Raw genomic sequence first — 15,567 nt, 5'->3', positions numbered from 1 at the left:
GTCGGCTTCGGGCGGAGTGCTTCGGTCGGATGCGACGGGCGTCGCGTCGGCGATGGTCATGGTCTCTCTCTCGTCTCACACTTCGACGACCGCGCGCGAGCGATCATCGAGGATGCCCTGGATACGTTCCCGGCAGCCACCGCACCCGGTGCCCGCGCGGGTCGCCCCGCCCACCTCGGCCACGGTCGCTGCGCCGCACGAGATCGCCTCGCCGATGCGGCCGGCGCTCACGCCGTTGCACCAGCAGATCGTGGTGTCAGGGGTGATCGCCGACGATTCGGCCGCGGGATCGTGGTCGACGCCATCGAACCTCAGCACGAGTGATCGGTCGGCGGGCAGCTCGGCTCCACGCTCGAACAGGAGGGTGAGCTCGGCGGCCGTTCGCGGCATGCCGACGGCCGCGAATCCGGTGAGGACGCCGGCTCTCGTCACGGTCTTGACGTATCCGCCGTGCTCGGGATCAGCCCACTGCGCCACTCGACGGCCGTCGTCCAGCAGGTCCCACGGCTCCGGCGTCACGTCGCCGACGGCGACGCAGTCCACGCTCTCGCCCTTGAGCATGACGATCGCGGCGCGCTCGTCCGGTGGTTCGAGCGCGAACGGAATTCCGGATGCCTCGGCCGTCAACCTCGCTGCCAGCCAGTCCGCCTGCTGCCAGCCCGGCCCGATGAGGCCGCTCGGTCCGCCTCCCGCGCGCCCGCCGGCCTCGAGCCACGTGCGCGCGTCCACGGGTGGATCGGCCACGTGCGCGCAGTCGCCGATCGCGTGCACCGACGGATCCGTCCACGACGTCATCGTGCGGTCCACGAGGATTCCCGCCTCGACGGGCAGGTCAGCAGCCGTCGCCAGTTCGCTCCGCGCCCCCACTCCGCAGGAGAGTACGAGCAAGGCTCCGTGAACGTGCTTGCCGTCCGCGGTCACGAGCGCATCGAAGTGCGGTTCGCCGGTGTCGGGGTCGCGGCGCATCGCGACGGCCTCTGCCCTGGAGTGCGCCACGACGCCGACGCCCGCGTTCCGCAGGGAGCTGGCCAGCGTGAGTCCGGCCCCGCGGTCGAGATTCCGCGGCATCGGGGTGGGGCCGTGGTGGACGACGACGACCTCGCACCCGGCTCCGGCGAGCAGGAGGGCGAGCTCCAGACCGAGCACGCCTGCGCCCAGCACGACGACCCGCTGCCTGGCCTGAACGGCGGCGGCGACCCGGGCGGCATCCTCGAGGTCCCTGAGGACAGTGACGCCGCGGGGGAGGCGGTCGTCGAGGCCCGTCGCGGCTGCGTCGGTTCGGCGCAGCGATGCGGCGTCCCGAGCCGTGCGCGGCACTCCGTCGAGGGTGGGGATGTTCGCCCTGGCGCCGGTGGCGAACACGATCCGGTCGTAGGCGACCACGGATCCGTCATCGAGGGTCGCCGCGCGACGGTCTCGATCCACACAGACGACTCTGGTGCCGAGGCGCACGCCGGCACCGGCATCCGCGAGCTCGTCGACGTCGTGCACGAGCATCTCGTCGAGGCTCATGCCGCCGACGGCGTGTTCCGCCACGAGCACCCTGTTGTACGCGGGAACCGGTTCGGCGCCGACGAGGGTGACCTCGACGACGCCGGACCGCACGGCCGGCAGGAGGCCTTCTGCCAGCCGCGCGCCCACCGGACCGGCGCCCACGATGAGAACGTGCATCAGATGCGGTGTCCGGCGAGCCGACCGCGCGGCTTGAGGTACACCGCGAGCGTCACCACGAAGAGCACCGCATAGCAGGCGACGAACCAGAGGAAGGCGGACTCGTAGCCGCCGGTTGCGGTGAACGAGAGGTTCAGCACCTGAGGGATGAGGAATCCGCCGTACGCGCCGATCGCCGAGATGATGCCGAGCGCCGCGGCGGACCGGCGCTGGGCGTCCTGCGCAGCTCGGTCGTCAGGGCCGGATGCGCCGCTGGCGACCAAGAAGATCGTCGGGATCATGCGGTACGTCGCACCGTTGCCGATGCCGCTGGCCACGAACAGCACTAGGAAGAAGGCGAGGAAGAGCCAGAAAGACCCGATCGGCAGTGCGAGCACGACGGCCAACGCGACAACGCCCATGGCGGCGAAGGACAGCGCCGCGATCGCCGCGCCGCCGAACCGGTCGGCGAGGCGTCCGCCGTACGGGCGTGCGAGCGATCCGACCAGGGCACCGAGGAACGCCAGAGAGATCGCCGCCGGTCCGATCGGGATCGTCGCGAAGGCCGGGAACTGGTCGGCGATGAGCTTCGGGAACACTCCAGCGAAGCCGATGAACGACCCGAAGGTGCCGATGTACAGCAGTGCGAGCAGCCACAGGTGCGGCTCTCTGATGGCGGAGGCGGATGCTGCGAAGTCCGTCTTCGCGTTTGCCAGGTTGTTCATGCCCCTCCATGCGCCGACCATGGCCACGACGATCAGAGGCACCCACATCCATCCGGCGATACCGAGGCCGAGACCGGCACCCGCCGTCAGCGCGACGACGACCGGAACCGCGAGCTGGGCGACGGCGGCGCCGAGGTTGCCGCCGGCCGCGTTCAGGCCGAGCGCCCATCCCTTCTCACGCTGTGGGAAGAAGAACGTGATGTTCGACATGGAGCTGGCGAAGTTGCCGCCGCCGAATCCGGCGAGACCCGCGACGGTCAGGAGGACCCAGAAGGGCGTAGCAGGGTTGCCGACGGCGAGGGCGAGCCCGATCGTCGGCACGAGCAGAAGTGCCGCCGACACGATGGTCCAGTTGCGCCCTCCGAACAACGGCACCATGAACGAGTACGGGATGCGCAGGGTCGCCCCGACGAGGCTGGGCAGTGAGATGAGCCAGAAGCTCTCGCTCGTGCTGAGGTGGAATCCCGCTCCGGGAAGCAGCACGACGACGATGGACCAGAGCTGCCAGACCACGAATCCGAGGAACTCGGCGAAGATCGACCAGCCGAGATTGCGGCGGGCGATGGCCCGGCCCTGCGCGGCCCACTGGATGGCATCCTCGGGATTCCAGCCATCGATCCAGCGGCCGGATCGCTGCGTGAGCGACGCGCCGATCGCGGCGGTGTGCCGGGCCGCCGTCGCGTCGGCCGTGCTGGATAGAGGCTGCGTCGGATTCGCGGATGGAGCGGCGTCGAGGGTTTCCGTCATGTCATCCTCCAGCTGTGCGCTGTCGCGTCGAATGGGATGTTCCGACGGTACGAATGCGCTGTTTCGGAGGACCGCGCTGCCCGTAACCGCGGTGGAACGTTGTCCCCACGAGCACATCCGCTCACGGTGAGGTGAGTGTTCGGGCGCGCGACGGGTGCCGAGCGATCGGCTATGTTCTGCGGTGTGGCGCACACCGACGAGCCTTCTGAGACGACGCGTTCCGCAGGGCAGTCCACCGGAGATGCGAGCCTGCCGTGGCTGGCGCTCGCCGAGGACTACGAGCTGGCCCGTGCCAGGGAGGACTCACTGGATCGACTGGTCGAATGGCCCGCCCAGCGAGACCTCCTCGGGGACGTCGCGGGGCGGTCGGTGCTCGATCTCGGCTGCGGCAACGGTGCGAAGCTGGCCGAACTGGTGGAGGCAGGCGCCAGGGACTGCGTCGGCGTCGATATCAGCGGAAACTTCGTGAGCGTCACCCCGCCAGGCATGGAACTCATCCAAGGGGATCTCTCCGAACTGGATGCCGTGCCCGCGCTGACCGGCCGGAAGTTCGACCGGATCACGTTCCTGCAATCGATCGGGTACGCGAAAGACCCTGTCAGCACGCTTCAGGCGGCGCGAGCGATGCTGGCCGACGACGGCTTCATCCTGCTCACCAGGACTCATCCGATCCGCTACGCCGTCGAGCGGGCCGAGAAGAACGGGACCAGTCTCGGCGAGGAGTACTACTCGACCGCGTCGTACACCTACTTCCACGACAACTGGAACGACCGGATCGCACTCACGAAGCAGGCCTACACAGTGTCCGATCTGATCAATCTGTTCAGTGCGGCAGGGCTCTGGATCGAGCAGGCGATCGAGCCTCAGCTCTCCGAGGATGCCCGGCGCCGGTATCCGCACAAGCAGGCCGTCCTGAACAAGTACCTCGGCATCCTCATCTTCAAGCTTCGACCGCTGCCGGCCCGCTGACGGCCGATGCTTCGGGTGCGAGACAGCAGAGTACGCATGGACGTCTGGCCCGCGTCACGTCGCAGACGGGCGCAGTGTCCGGCGCCGACGGCTGAAGCGCACACCCCACGGTCCGCGTGGGGGCGGACCGTCGGGGCCGGTGTCGGGCGTCGATCCGGGCGGAATGACGCCGTCATCCGGATGCGGTCGTCGTCCTAGACGACGACGGGACGGCGCTGCTCGGCCGGGATGATGATCCACATCGCCAGGTACGCGATGAACTGCGGGCCGGGCAAGAGGCAGGACAGCAGGAAGATCAGGCGCACCGTGAAAGGCCGGATGCCGAAGCGACGAGCCAGTGCGGCGCAGACGCCGGCGATGACACGGCCTTCGAGTGGACGTTCGAGAGTGTTCATGCACCCAGCGTCGCTCCGACCGGTCGGCGACACCATCGGGGAAACCCCCGAACGCACCCGGATGTTTCCGCGAGGGTTAGTGCGGCATCGGGATCGCGTCCGAGGAGGTGACCAGGCGTGCGGAACGCCGAGGCGGCCCGATTCGCGCGTCGACTGGGCTCACGGGCGATGCGCCGAAATCTACACTGTGTAGGTTTCGAGGCGCCAAGAGTAGCTTTCGGATGCTTCTGTGCAGGTTTGCCTTCGCAATCTATAATAGATTTGTGATCGACGATCAGAAGCAACTCGGGATCGGGCAGGCCGCCGAACTCCTCGGGATCTCCGCCAGCTACGTGCGCACGCTCGCCGACCGTGGGGTGCTCACCTCCGCCACCACCGCGGGTGGGCATCGCCGTTTCGATGAGCGCGTGCTGCTGAACGAGTGGGCGGCATTCCGTCACGCCACTCCGGCTCGCCCCGGGTGGTCGGACGCGTTCGACCTGGCCGGTCTCGACGAATCGTTCGTCTGGGGGAGGATGCGGGACGAGGTCGGGGTGGACATCCCGCAGAACGCGCACGGCATCCTCGCCTACGCCGTCACCGAGATGGTGAACAACGCCATCGACCACTCGAGCGGAACCCTGGTCGAGGTCAGTGCCGCCGTCAGCGACCGCATCATCGACGTGCGCATCGCCGACGACGGGGTGGGTGCATTCGAGACGATCAGGAAAGGCCATGGTCTCCCTGACGCCGGGGCAGCCCTGGTGGAGCTGACGAAAGGCAAGCGCACGACGGCGCCGGATCGGCACGCAGGGGAGGGGCTCTTCTTCACGCTGCGCGCCGTCGACTACGCCACCGTGTCGGCCAACGGATACGTGCTCGCTGCGTCGCAGGCCGAGGGCACCGACAGGTTCGCGTCAGGCTCCTCCCGCAATGCAGGCACGGTCGTGACGCTGCGGCTTCACCTGGACACCGATCGCGGACTGACCTCCGTGTTCGAGCAGTTCGCTCCTGTCGACGAAGACGGTCTGGGCGGATTCACCCGCACCGAGCCACGCATCAGCCTTGTCACGTACTCCGGCGACTTCATCAGCCGCAGCGAGGCCAAGCGATTCGCCGCCGGGCTCGAGAAGTTCGAGACCGTCACCCTCGACTTCGAGGGACTCGACCTCATCGGCCAGGGATTCGCCGACGAGCTCTTCAGGGTGTGGCAGCGCGATCACCCCGAGGTGGAGTTGAAGGTCGCCGGTGCCAGTCGCGGCGTGCGTCTGATGATCGATCGAGCACGTCGTCCAGCAGGCGACTGATCGCGATTCGAGGTACTCAGGTCGTGGAGGAGAGACCTCGCCGCGACCGCTCGATGCCGGACGGCGTCACGCCTCGAGCACGTCGATGCGGTAGCCGCGCTTCACCACTGTCGTGATGAGGCCTGGGGCGCCCAGTGCCGTGCGCAGCCGGCTGAGCGCCATGTCGAGCACGTGGTCGTCGACGGTGCCGACGAGGATGCGCGAGAGCTGATCTCGCGAAACGACCGCGCCGCGAGCGCGGAAGATCGGCCCGAAGACGGCGACCTGCGCCGGCGTGAGAGGGACGCGACGGTCTCCGATCCGCACGACCGTTCCGCGCAACTGCACGCGGCCGTGCGGTGTGCGAAGGCCGTCCGACGCCGTGCGCTCGAGGTGCTCGCAGACCAGACGGATGAGGGCGCCCATCCGGAACCGGTCTGGCTGGAGCGGGCTCAGCCCCGCTGCTAGGAGCGGAGCGGCGGTCACCGGACCCACAACGGCGGGCACGACGCGCTCCGTCATCGCGTCGAGGAGGTCGTCACGACGACCAAGGGCATCCGCCGCGTCGAAGAGCGCCTCCACAGCCGGCGCGCTCGTGAAGGTGATGCAGTCGAGCTGGTCGGAGCAGGCGGCCTCGATCAGCCGTTGCACGCGGAGGTCGGAGTCGTCGGTCGTGCGCCAGCTGTACGGAGCGACGGTGAGCACCCGGTGTCCGGCTGCGCGCAGGCGCTCCAGCTGCGGCTCGTCGATGCGGCCGTGCACCTGCACCGCCACCGTCCGGCCTGGCGGATAGGACGCGAGCACGCGGTCGACGAGCGATGCCGTCGTCTCCTCGTCGCTCATGCCGGCGTCGTCGAGCCCGGCAGCGCGGATGCCGCCACGCGCCTTCGGGCCGCGCACCAGAATCTCCGCCCTGGACAGCGCGGCGACGAGGTCCTCGCCGAGCCCGGCCGCGTCAGACACCTCGAACCAGCGGCGGATGCCGTACGCCGTCGTCGCCAGCAGGATGTCGGGCCGCGCCGCGATCATCGCCCGCGTGTCCGCGATGACCGGGTCGTCGGCATCCGCGTTCACCATGCGGATGGTGGGCGCATGGATCACCTGAGCCCCACGCCGCTCGAACGCGTCGATCAGGTCTCCGCTGCGACGGTCGCTCGTGACGCCGATGCGGAAACCCTGCAGCTGATCGGGACGGAAGCCCGGAATGGTCTCCGTCGTCTCGACGCCGTCCTCGGTCATGGTCCTGCGAACTCCTGCGCTCGTGCGAGCTGCCGGGCGGCAGCGTCGTCCCCGTCGGCGGCGAGCCGCACGACCTCTCCGATCACGATCACGGCGGGTGAGGTGACGCCCGCGACACCCGCGGCGGTCACGATACCGTGCAGGTCGGAGACGGTGGTGCGCTGCCCGTCCGTGAAGCCGCGTTCCACTGCGGCGACGGGCGTCGTTGCCGCCATGCCGTGACGCGCCAGTCCGGCGACGAGCGACGGCAGCGTCCCGACGCCCATCAGCACGACGATGGTTCCGCCGAGCCCCGCGAGATGCAGCAGCTCGTCGTCCGTGAGAGGCGCGTGACCCGAGACGACCGTGAAGAGGTGACTCATTCCGCGGTGCGTCAGGGGGATGCCGGCCGCAGCCGGCACGGACGTCGCGCTCGTCACGCCCGGGATGACCCGAACCGGGACGCCGGCGGCGCGAGCGGCGGCGACCTCCTCGCCGCCGCGACCGAGCACGTAGCTGTCGCCGCCCTTGAGGCGCACGACGCGGGATCCGGTTCGGGCGTGCTCCACGAGCATCCGTTCGATCTCGCGTTGCTCGACGGCGTGGTGCCCAGGACGCTTGCCGACGTCGATCAGTATCGCGTCCGGCGCCAGCTCGCCAAGCTGTTCGTGCGGCGCGAGCCGGTCGTACAGCACGACATCCGCGGCGCGCAGCGCCTTCATGCCGCCTACGGTCATGAGATCGAGGTCGCCGGGGCCGCCGCCGACGAGCGTCACCTCGCCCATCGCGTTCATGCCTCGGCGCCGTTCTCGATACCCGATGCCCCGGCCGACCCCGTCAGCACTCCGGCCCGGCCAAGCATGGTGGCGTTGCGTTCGGCGTCGGCGGACTCGAGGTCGCCGCCGGGCCGTCGCATCGCCGGCATCCCTAGCCCGACGACATTCTCCGTCTCGTCGCCCCGAGCGGGACGCAGCTGGCCGCGCTCGACGACGCGGGGGAGTCCGGTGTCCGGCGCGTCAGGCGCATTCACGAAGGAGCGGAACCGCCGCAGGCGATCGGGGTCGGCGAGGGTGGCCGCCCATTCGTCCTGGTAGTCGTCGACGTGGCGGTGCATGGTCGCCTCGAGCTCGTCGGCCAGGCCGAGCGAGTCGTGGACGACGACGCTGCGCACGTGCTCGAGTCCGCCGTCGATGTCCTCGATCCAGCGCGCCGTGCGTTGCAGCCTGTCCGCGGTGCGGATGTAGTACACGAGGTACCGGTCGATATAGCGGATCAGCGTCTCGTCGTCCAGGTCGGTCGCCAGCAGTTGCGCGTGCGCCGGCTGCAGACCTCCGTTCCCGCCGACGTACAGGTTCCAGCCCTCGGCAGTGGCGATCACGCCCACGTCCTTGCCGCGGGCCTCCGCGCACTCCCGCGCGCATCCGGAGACGCCGATCTTCAGCTTGTGCGGCGCCCGCAGCCCGCGGTACCGCAGCTCGAGCCGGATGGCCATGCCCACCGAATCCTGCACGCCGAACCGGCACCAGGTGGATCCGACGCAGCTCTTCACGTTGCGCAACGCCTTGCCGTATGCGTGGCCGGACTCGAAGCCCGCGTCCACGAGCAGGCGCCAGATGTCCGGCAGCTGATCGAGACGCGCCCCGAAGAGATCGATGCGCTGACCGCCGGTGATCTTCGTGTACAAGCCGTATTCCTCGGCGACGGCGGCGATGACGGCCAGCTTCTGCGGCGTGATCTCGCCGCCAGGGATGCGCGGAACGACCGAGTAGCTGCCGTCCTTCTGCATGTTCGCCAACGCTCGGTCGTTGGTGTCCTGGAGCGTGCCGCGGCCGTCGTCGAGGATGTATCCGCCGTGCTGGCTGGCGAGCATCGATGCCACGGCCGGCTTGCAGACGTCGCACCCGCGTCCCGTACCGAATCGTTCGATGATGTCGTCGAACGAGACCATGCCGAGCACGCGGATCCCGTCGAACAGCTCTTGCCTGCTCACCGGGAAGTGCTCGCACAACGCCCGCGAGACGGCGATGCCCGCCGCTGTCAGCTCCTTGTCGAGGATCTTCTTCACGAGCGGCACGCAGGAGCCGCACTGCGTGCCTGCCCTGGTGCACGCCTTCAGGGAGCCGAGGTCGTGGCATCCGGACCCGTCGTCGCCGCCTTCGGCGACAGCGGCGCGCACGGCGCCGGCGCTCACGTTGTTGCACGAACACACGAGCGCGTCGTCAGGCAGGTCGCTGTCCGGAACTTCGCCACCCGCGGACAGATATGCCGAAGGCTCCGCCGCCAGTTCACGGCCGAGCAGCGGACGCAGCGCGGAATACGGCGCCGCGTCGCCCACGAAGACGCCGCCGAGGAGCCGTTTCGCGTCGTCGGAGACCACCAGCTTCTGGTAGAGCCCCCGCGCCGGGTCGGCGTAGACGATCTCGAGGGCGCCGTCGGTCGACCCGAGTGCGTCTCCGAAGCTCGCCACGTCGATGCCGGAGAGCTTCAGGCTCGTTGCATCGTCGATGGTCGTGAATTCGGCGTCGCCGCCGAGCAGCCTGTCGGCGACCGTTTCGGCCATCGCGTTCGCGGGAGCGACGAGCCCGACGCAGCGGCCGAACACATTTGCCACCTCGCCGATCGCGTACACGTTCGGATCTGACGTGCGGCAGTCCGTGCCGATGACGATCCCGCCGCGCTCGCCGAGCGCGAGCCCGGCGTCACGGGCGAGCTCGTCGCGCGGTGCGACGCCGATCGCGAAGACGACGACGTCGGCGTCCACCCTCTCGCCGTTCGTCAGCTTGACGGCGTGCACGAGACCGTCGCGCGTGAGCAGTTCCTGCGGCCGGGTGCCGAGGTGCTGGTGGATGCCGCGGGCGGCGATCAGCCGAGACAGCGCCTGGCCGGCTCCCTCGTCGAGCTGAGCCGACATGAGCCAGCTCCCGGAGTGCACGACGGAGGCTTCGACGCCGACTCCGTCGAAGGAGAGGGATGCGAGCCCTCCGGCCGCCTCCAGCCCGAGCAATCCGCCACCCGCGACGAGCACCCTCGGCGCTCGGCCCGTGCGCTCGCGGATCGCCGCGCACTCCGCGACGAGCGCATCCACGTCATCGATCGTGCGGTAAACCCGGGCGTGTTCACTGCCTCGGATTACGGGAACCGGCGCACTCGATCCGGTCGCGATCACGAGCTCGTCGTACGGATGCGCTGCACCATCGTCCGTCTGCACGACCCTGGCGTCACGGTCGATGGATACCGCACGCACGCCCGCGTGCAGCCGGATGCTCTCGTCCTCCCACACCGCGGACGGCTGCAACGTGAGGTCCTCAGGACCATGCAGCCGGTGGCTGAGCGACACGCGGTCATAGGGCGCGTGCGCCTCCTCGCCGATCACGGTGAGGCGCAGCCTCGCAGTGGCGTCGCGGGCGGCGACGGCATCGGCGAGCCGGTGTGCGGCGGGACCCGCTCCGATGACGACGACCCGTCGCTGCTCGACCGCACCTTGCTCGACCGCAGCCGGCTTGACTGCACCTTGCTCGACTGCACCTTGCTCGTCACTCGTGTTCGGCTGGTTCGTCGGCGCCATGGCGTTCCTCCCGGTCGATGCGTTGAAGCACGTTGCGAGCCTAAGAACGGGTTGTTTCGGCCTTCTTTCGTGGCTGTGAACGGTCATTACGCCACCCCTCCGCCTGCGTGCAGCCGCGGTGAGGAGGACTTCACCGCGTCGAAACACGAGGGCGATCACGCGTAACACGGCGCTCGTACTCTCGGCAACGACGCACAGGACGGCTGACGTTCCAGCAGGTCGGACTCCGAGGCATCCGACCTACGGCAGGCAGACGAAACGAGGACATCATGACGCTGATGATCGAACGCGCAGACTCCAGGGAGACGGCATCCGCTCGCTTGATCGCCGCTGCTCGATCGCGGAACTGGAGCCGTGTCTGCCGAGTGGACGACCTCGAGCCCGGATGGGGCGAGGCGGTTCTGCTGGCGGAGCGCCAGGTCGCGCTGTTCCGAGTGGGGGACCGCGAGCTGTACGCGGTCGACCACATCGATCCGAAGACGGCAGCGCCCGTGATCGCCCGCGGGATCGTCGGATCCAAGGGCGACCGCACGACCGTCGCGTCGCCGTTGCTCAAGCAGGTCTACGACCTCGAGACGGGCGAGTGTCTCAGCGAGTCCGGTCCGTCGCTCGCGACGTACCGCACGCGGGTCGTCTCCGGCTACGTAGAGATCGAGGCCGCCGCCTCCTGACCCGCCCCCTCCCCAGGGTGCCCGTTCCTCCTCCCGAGGGTGCGCGTTTCTCCTCTCGAGGGTGCGCGTTCCTCCTCTCGAGGGTGCGCCTTTCTCCTCCCGAGAGCGCGCGTTACTCCTCCGAGGCTGCCCCCGCCTGCGACCGTGCACCTTTCCCTCCCGAGAGTGCACGTTCGTCCTCCTGAGGGTGCGCGTTTCTCCGCTCGACAGTGCGCCTCCGCTTCGACAGTGCACGGCTCCGGTCATGAGAGTGCGCGTTCCGGATCTCCACCCGAGCGCGTCCCGTTGCGCCGCGAGTGCGCATCCCGAGGCCGCCCGGTGGGCGAGGATGGGAGTGCTCCCGCTTCGGCCGAAAGGACGGGTTTCGATGGCGAAACCGGCACCGCACCTCACGCACGACGTCGCCAACCAGGCGCCGGATCGCGTCGGACTGAACGAGTTCACGACCAACGCGCCCCTCGTGGAGGGCGTCGCCCGCTTCGACGCGGCCTGGGCGTTCGACGAGCTGACCACGATCGGCGACCACGTCGGGTCCGCAGCCTTCCAGCGCGATGCGGTGCTGGCGAACGTGCATGAGCCCGTGCTCCACGCTTTCGACCGGCACGGCGTGCGCATCGACGAGGTCGAGTACGACGACTCGTATCACCGCATCATCGGCGCGGCCGTCGCCTCCGGGGCACACACCTCGGCGTGGGCGGATCCTCGGCCGGGTGCCAACGTCGCCCGCGCCGCCGCCTTCATGCTCTTCGCGCAGATCGAGCCGGGACACGCCTGCCCCATCTCGATGACCCACGCAGCCGTCCCCGCGCTCCGACAGCAGCCAGACATCGCCGTCAGCTGGATGCCGCGCCTCCTCAGCCGCGACTACGACGGCCGCCTCGTGCCGGGTAAGCGAGGTGCTCTCTTCGGCATGGCGATGACGGAGAAGCAGGGCGGCAGCGATGTACGCGCCAACACGACCAGGGCGGTTCCTGCCGGCGATGCCTGGTTGATCACCGGCCACAAGTGGTTCTGCTCCGCTCCGATGAGCGATGCATTCCTCGTGCTCGCTCGAATCGACGACGGTCGGTCCGACGCGGGCATCGGCTGTTTCCTGGTGCCGCGTGTTCTCGACGACGGCAGCCGCAATGTGTTCCGCATCCAACGCCTCAAAGACAAGCTCGGCAACCGCTCCAACGCGTCGAGCGAGGTCGACTTCGACGGGACGCTGGGGTACGCCGTCGGGGAGCCGGGGCGCGGCATCCGCACGATCATCGAGATGGTGGCCCGCACGCGGCTCGACTGCGTGCTCGGCACTGCGGCAGGCATGCGCCAGTCGGTCGCCGAAGCCGCCTGGCACGTGCGCCACCGTGCGGCATTCGGGCGCACGCTCATCGATCAGCCGCTGATGCGCAATGTCGTCGCCGATCTGGCGCTCGAGTCCGAGGCCGCGACGGCACTGGCCATGCGGCTGGCGCGGGCACATGACGACGACGCCTCCGACGCCGAGATCGCCTACCGCCGGCTCGCAACGGCCGTCGCCAAGTACTGGATCTGCAAGCGAGGCCCTGGCCACGCCTACGAGGCGCTCGAGTGCCTCGGCGGCAACGGCTACACCGAGGACTATCCGCTGGCCAGGCGCTACCGTGAGCAACCGGTCATGGCCGTGTGGGAGGGCTCCGGCAACGTCATCGCTCTCGACATCCTGCGGGTGCTCGCGCGGGAACCGGACGCCGTCGCCTCCGTGCGCGACGAGCTCGCGTCCGCAGCGTCGGCCGACCGCCGGCTCGCTGAGTCTCTCCGTTCGATCGACGCGCGGCTGGCCTCGGCAGCAGGACGGGATCCGGATGACGTCGCCTTCGACGCCCGCCGTCTCGCCGAGGACCTCGCGGTCGCTCTGCAGGCGGCCGTGCTCGTCACAGGCGCTCCGGACGCCGTCTCCGACGCGTTCTGCGCCTCCCGCCTCGGGCAGGACCGTGCAGCGCTCTACGGGACGCTGCCCGGTGGGATCGACGTGGGGAGCATCCTCTCCCGCGCGTGAGGATGCAGACGGCCGCATCACGCCACAGCGCACTGCCCGCATCACGCCACAGCGCACTGCCCGCGCCGTGCACCACACGGCACTGTCAACGGCGTGCGGCCGTGTTCACGCGCGCGAAACACCCTCGGCCGCACGCCGAAATACGCGCTGCCTACCGTGTGAGCACGGAGAGGGGCTGGCGGATGACGTTCGTGGCACGGAGAGGGCTCATCGCGGCCGAGGATGTCGCCGGGGGAGTCGAGTGACGTTGACGACCGACAGCCCGGGCGACGCCTCAGCAGCGCCGTCGAGCCTGCAGCCCGCCCTCGTGCTCGTGGCCCATTCCGGCAACGATGCAGATGGACGCCGCGCCGTCGGCGAGCTGAAGGCCGCTGTCGAGACGCGCCTTGGCGGGGTGGATGCCGTTGCAGCTTTCGTGGACGTCCAACAGCCCGATCTGTCCGAGGCTCTGAACAGCCTGCGGCCGGATCGCTCGGCCGTCGTGGTCCCACTCCTCCTTTCCACCGGATACCGCGTGCACTCGGAACTCGCACACGCACTAGCCGCCAGCACCGGACGCTCGGTGCGCGTCTCGGAGCTCCTCGTACCCGACGACGCAGTGATGGACCTTCTGGCGATGCGGCTGCGTCAGGCGGGGCTGCGCGACGACGACGTCGTCGTGCTCGCGGCGGCCGGATCGAGCGATCACCGTGCGGTTCGCGACGTGCTCGACACGGGCCGTCGCCTGGCATCCGTGTTGGAGCGCCAGGTGACAGCGGGATTCCTCACGGCAGCAGTACCGCACTTGTCGTCGGCGGTGGAGACGATGCGTCGACTGCATCCCTCCTCCCGTCTGCTCGTCGGACCGTATCTGCTCGCGCCGGGGATGTTCGCCGATCTCGCCGCAGCATCCGGCGGCGATGTGGTCGCTCGCACGCTCCTCGTGCCTGGCGTGACACCACCGGCTCCGCTGGTCGAACTCGTGGTGCGCCGGTACCGGGATGCCGCGGGCGGCATGACACTGCGCTGACCGGGATGCCCCGCGCTGACGGGCGTTGCGACTGCCTGCGATCGCCGGCTGCCTAAACTCGTCGATGTGCGCATCGACATCGTGACGATCTTCCCCGCGATCTTCGATGCCCTCGACGTCTCGCTGCTCGGCAAGGCAAGGCAGAACGGGATCATCGACCTGACCGTGCGTGACCTGCGCGACTTCACGCACGACAGGCACCGCACGGTCGACGACACGCCGTACGGCGGCGGGGCCGGCATGGTCATGAGGCCCGAACCGTGGGGAGAGGCGCTGGATGCCGCTCTCGATGCCGCCGACGACCCCGTCGTGATCTTCCCGTCGCCCGCCGGCGAGGTGTTCACTCAGCGCATGGCGCGCCACTTGTCCGAGGAACGCCACCTCGTGTTCGGCTGCGGACGCTACGAAGGCATCGATCAGCGGGTGTTCGAGCACACGTGGTCCCGCGCCAGGGTCAAGCTGGTCAGCCTCGGCGACTACGTGCTCAACGGGGGAGAGGTCGCCGTGATCGCGATGGTGGAGGCCATCGCCCGGCTCATCCCCGGGGTCGTCGGCAATCCGCAGAGCCTGGTGGAGGAGTCGCACGAGGACGGGCTGCTCGAGTATCCGTCGTACACGAAGCCTCCGGTCTGGCGCGGCCTCGACGTTCCACCGGTCCTGCTCAGCGGCAACCACGGTGAGATCGCACGCTGGCGGCGCGAACAGCAGCTGGAGCGCACCCGGCGAGTGCGCCCTGATCTGCTCGACGAGGACTGATCACGCCGTAGGCGAACTCGTACGGTTTCCCAGCCCATCCGCACGAAGGCGCACCTAACCTGACAGCATGATCGCGCGCAGAGCTCTTCTGAGGTGGCAGCTCATCGCCGTGCCCGTGCTGCCGCTCTGGCTGATGGTGGGATTCGGGGTCTTCGGAGGTCCCGGTGGATTCTTCCTGCTCTTCCTCGGCGCAGGCGTGCTCTTCCTCTTCCTGGCGACGCTGGCCGGGTTGACCCGGCTGCGCCCGGCGGTCCGCTCCACCGGCGCCGTCGGTTGGTGGGATGTCGTGGCCACCGCCGCTTTCCATCTCGCCGTCATCGGCCTCGGCTTCTTCGGTGCAACGGGTGTCGTCTTCGGCATCGCGGCCGTCGTGCTCGGGCTGGCGACGTTCTGGCTCACGGTCTGGCAGCTGATGCGCGAGTGGCGCGAACGAGTGTCGGGCGCCATGGCGCAGGCATCGAGCGGATACGGAACGCCCCAGAGCCGTAGGCCTCCGCCCGAAGACCTGGGCGTCATCATCGTGCATGAGACCGGTCACTGATCGCGTCTTCGATACCCGATGAACGGATGCTGAATG

13 protein-coding genes are annotated in these 15,567 nt (G+C 69.2%); 7 read left to right on the top strand and 6 right to left on the bottom strand.

Features of this window, described 5'->3' with window-relative positions; translation table 11 throughout:
• Positions 1–75: 75 nt before the first annotated feature.
• Together HII28_RS03630 and HII28_RS03625 are read right to left on the bottom strand one after the other, a co-directional pair.
• Positions 76–1,671: an FAD-dependent oxidoreductase gene (locus HII28_RS03630; protein ID WP_170024162.1), complete on the bottom strand. Its 1,596-nt coding sequence runs from the start codon at positions 1,669–1,671 to the stop codon at positions 76–78.
• Positions 1,671–3,122, bottom strand: coding sequence for an MFS transporter (locus HII28_RS03625; RefSeq protein ID WP_170024161.1), 1,452 nt, complete (start codon positions 3,120–3,122; stop codon positions 1,671–1,673). The genes HII28_RS03630 and HII28_RS03625 overlap by 1 nt, the downstream gene beginning before the upstream one ends.
• A gap of 183 nt (positions 3,123–3,305) precedes the next feature.
• Here HII28_RS03625 and HII28_RS03620 point away from each other — a divergent pair, with 183 nt between their 5' ends.
• Complete coding sequence (locus tag HII28_RS03620; protein ID WP_346769170.1) at positions 3,306–4,091, top strand: class I SAM-dependent methyltransferase; 786 nt, start codon at positions 3,306–3,308, stop codon at positions 4,089–4,091.
• A gap of 194 nt (positions 4,092–4,285) precedes the next feature.
• Here HII28_RS03620 and HII28_RS03615 read toward each other — a convergent pair whose 3' ends face one another.
• Positions 4,286–4,486 (bottom strand): PspC domain-containing protein, encoded by a 201-nt coding sequence (locus HII28_RS03615; protein ID WP_170024159.1) that lies wholly within the window; start codon positions 4,484–4,486, stop codon positions 4,286–4,288.
• Positions 4,487–4,749: 263 nt separating this feature from the next.
• Between HII28_RS03615 and HII28_RS03610 the strand changes: the two genes are divergently transcribed.
• Positions 4,750–5,772: a DUF4325 domain-containing protein gene (locus tag HII28_RS03610; protein WP_170024158.1), complete on the top strand. Its 1,023-nt coding sequence runs from the start codon at positions 4,750–4,752 to the stop codon at positions 5,770–5,772.
• Positions 5,773–5,838: 66 nt separating this feature from the next.
• On the opposite strand, the gene HII28_RS03605 is transcribed toward HII28_RS03610, so the two are convergent.
• The 3 genes from HII28_RS03605 to nirB are packed head-to-tail and all read right to left on the bottom strand — an operon-like array spanning position 5,839 to position 10,534.
• On the bottom strand, positions 5,839–6,990 hold the full coding sequence (locus HII28_RS03605; RefSeq protein ID WP_170024157.1) for a uroporphyrinogen-III synthase: 1,152 nt from the start codon (positions 6,988–6,990) through the stop codon (positions 5,839–5,841).
• Positions 6,987–7,763 carry a uroporphyrinogen-III C-methyltransferase gene (gene cobA / locus HII28_RS03600; protein WP_170024156.1) on the bottom strand — a complete coding sequence of 259 codons (777 nt, stop codon included), beginning with the start codon at positions 7,761–7,763 and terminating at the stop codon, positions 6,987–6,989. Before cobA ends, HII28_RS03605 begins: the two co-directional genes overlap by 4 nt.
• Positions 7,760–10,534, bottom strand: coding sequence for a nitrite reductase large subunit NirB (gene nirB, locus HII28_RS03595; RefSeq protein WP_170024155.1), 2,775 nt, complete (start codon positions 10,532–10,534; stop codon positions 7,760–7,762). The genes cobA and nirB overlap by 4 nt, the downstream gene beginning before the upstream one ends.
• Positions 10,535–10,803: 269 nt before the next feature.
• Between nirB and nirD the strand changes: the two genes are divergently transcribed.
• The 5 genes from nirD to HII28_RS03570 all read left to right on the top strand — a co-directional run bounded on the left by nirD (position 10,804) and on the right by HII28_RS03570 (position 15,531).
• The gene (gene nirD, locus HII28_RS03590; protein WP_170024154.1) at positions 10,804–11,205 is read left to right on the top strand and encodes a nitrite reductase small subunit NirD; all 402 of its coding nucleotides are present in this window, start codon (positions 10,804–10,806) and stop codon (positions 11,203–11,205) included.
• Positions 11,206–11,572: 367 nt separating this feature from the next.
• On the top strand, positions 11,573–13,225 hold the full coding sequence (locus HII28_RS03585; protein ID WP_205864552.1) for an acyl-CoA dehydrogenase family protein: 1,653 nt from the start codon (positions 11,573–11,575) through the stop codon (positions 13,223–13,225).
• A 241-nt stretch (positions 13,226–13,466) separates the two neighbouring features.
• Positions 13,467–14,234, top strand: coding sequence for a CbiX/SirB N-terminal domain-containing protein (locus HII28_RS03580; RefSeq protein WP_346769169.1), 768 nt, complete (start codon positions 13,467–13,469; stop codon positions 14,232–14,234).
• A 66-nt stretch (positions 14,235–14,300) separates the two neighbouring features.
• The gene (trmD, locus tag HII28_RS03575) at positions 14,301–14,990 is read left to right on the top strand and encodes a tRNA (guanosine(37)-N1)-methyltransferase TrmD (protein WP_170024152.1); all 690 of its coding nucleotides are present in this window, start codon (positions 14,301–14,303) and stop codon (positions 14,988–14,990) included.
• A gap of 67 nt (positions 14,991–15,057) precedes the next feature.
• Positions 15,058–15,531, top strand: a complete 474-nt coding sequence (locus HII28_RS03570) for an MFS transporter (protein ID WP_170024151.1) — start codon at positions 15,058–15,060, stop codon at positions 15,529–15,531.
• Positions 15,532–15,567: the final 36 nt, after the last annotated feature.

Origin of the sequence: Planctomonas sp. JC2975 (assembly GCF_012985205.1) — a bacterium.
In the GTDB taxonomy this organism is placed as follows: domain Bacteria; phylum Actinomycetota; class Actinomycetes; order Actinomycetales; family Microbacteriaceae; genus Humibacter.
Note: the sequence above shows the minus strand (reverse complement) of the source record. Positions and strands in the feature narration are given on the sequence as shown.

What these genes read in the sequence shown, in the direction of transcription:
- HII28_RS03630 (WP_170024162.1), bottom strand. Translation starts at nt 1,671, where the DNA reads ATGCACGTTCTCATCGTGGGCGCCGGTCCGGTGGGCGCGCGGCTGGCA.
- HII28_RS03625 (WP_170024161.1), bottom strand. Translation starts at nt 3,122, where the DNA reads ATGACGGAAACCCTCGACGCCGCTCCATCCGCGAATCCGACGCAGCCT.
- HII28_RS03615 (WP_170024159.1), bottom strand. Translation starts at nt 4,486, where the DNA reads ATGAACACTCTCGAACGTCCACTCGAAGGCCGTGTCATCGCCGGCGTC.
- HII28_RS03605 (WP_170024157.1), bottom strand. Translation starts at nt 6,990, where the DNA reads ATGACCGAGGACGGCGTCGAGACGACGGAGACCATTCCGGGCTTCCGT.
- cobA (WP_170024156.1), bottom strand. Translation starts at nt 7,763, where the DNA reads ATGAACGCGATGGGCGAGGTGACGCTCGTCGGCGGCGGCCCCGGCGAC.
- nirB (WP_170024155.1), bottom strand. Translation starts at nt 10,534, where the DNA reads ATGGCGCCGACGAACCAGCCGAACACGAGTGACGAGCAAGGTGCAGTC.
- nirD (WP_170024154.1), top strand. Translation starts at nt 10,804, where the DNA reads ATGACGCTGATGATCGAACGCGCAGACTCCAGGGAGACGGCATCCGCT.
- HII28_RS03585 (WP_205864552.1), top strand. Translation starts at nt 11,573, where the DNA reads ATGGCGAAACCGGCACCGCACCTCACGCACGACGTCGCCAACCAGGCG.
- HII28_RS03570 (WP_170024151.1), top strand. Translation starts at nt 15,058, where the DNA reads ATGATCGCGCGCAGAGCTCTTCTGAGGTGGCAGCTCATCGCCGTGCCC.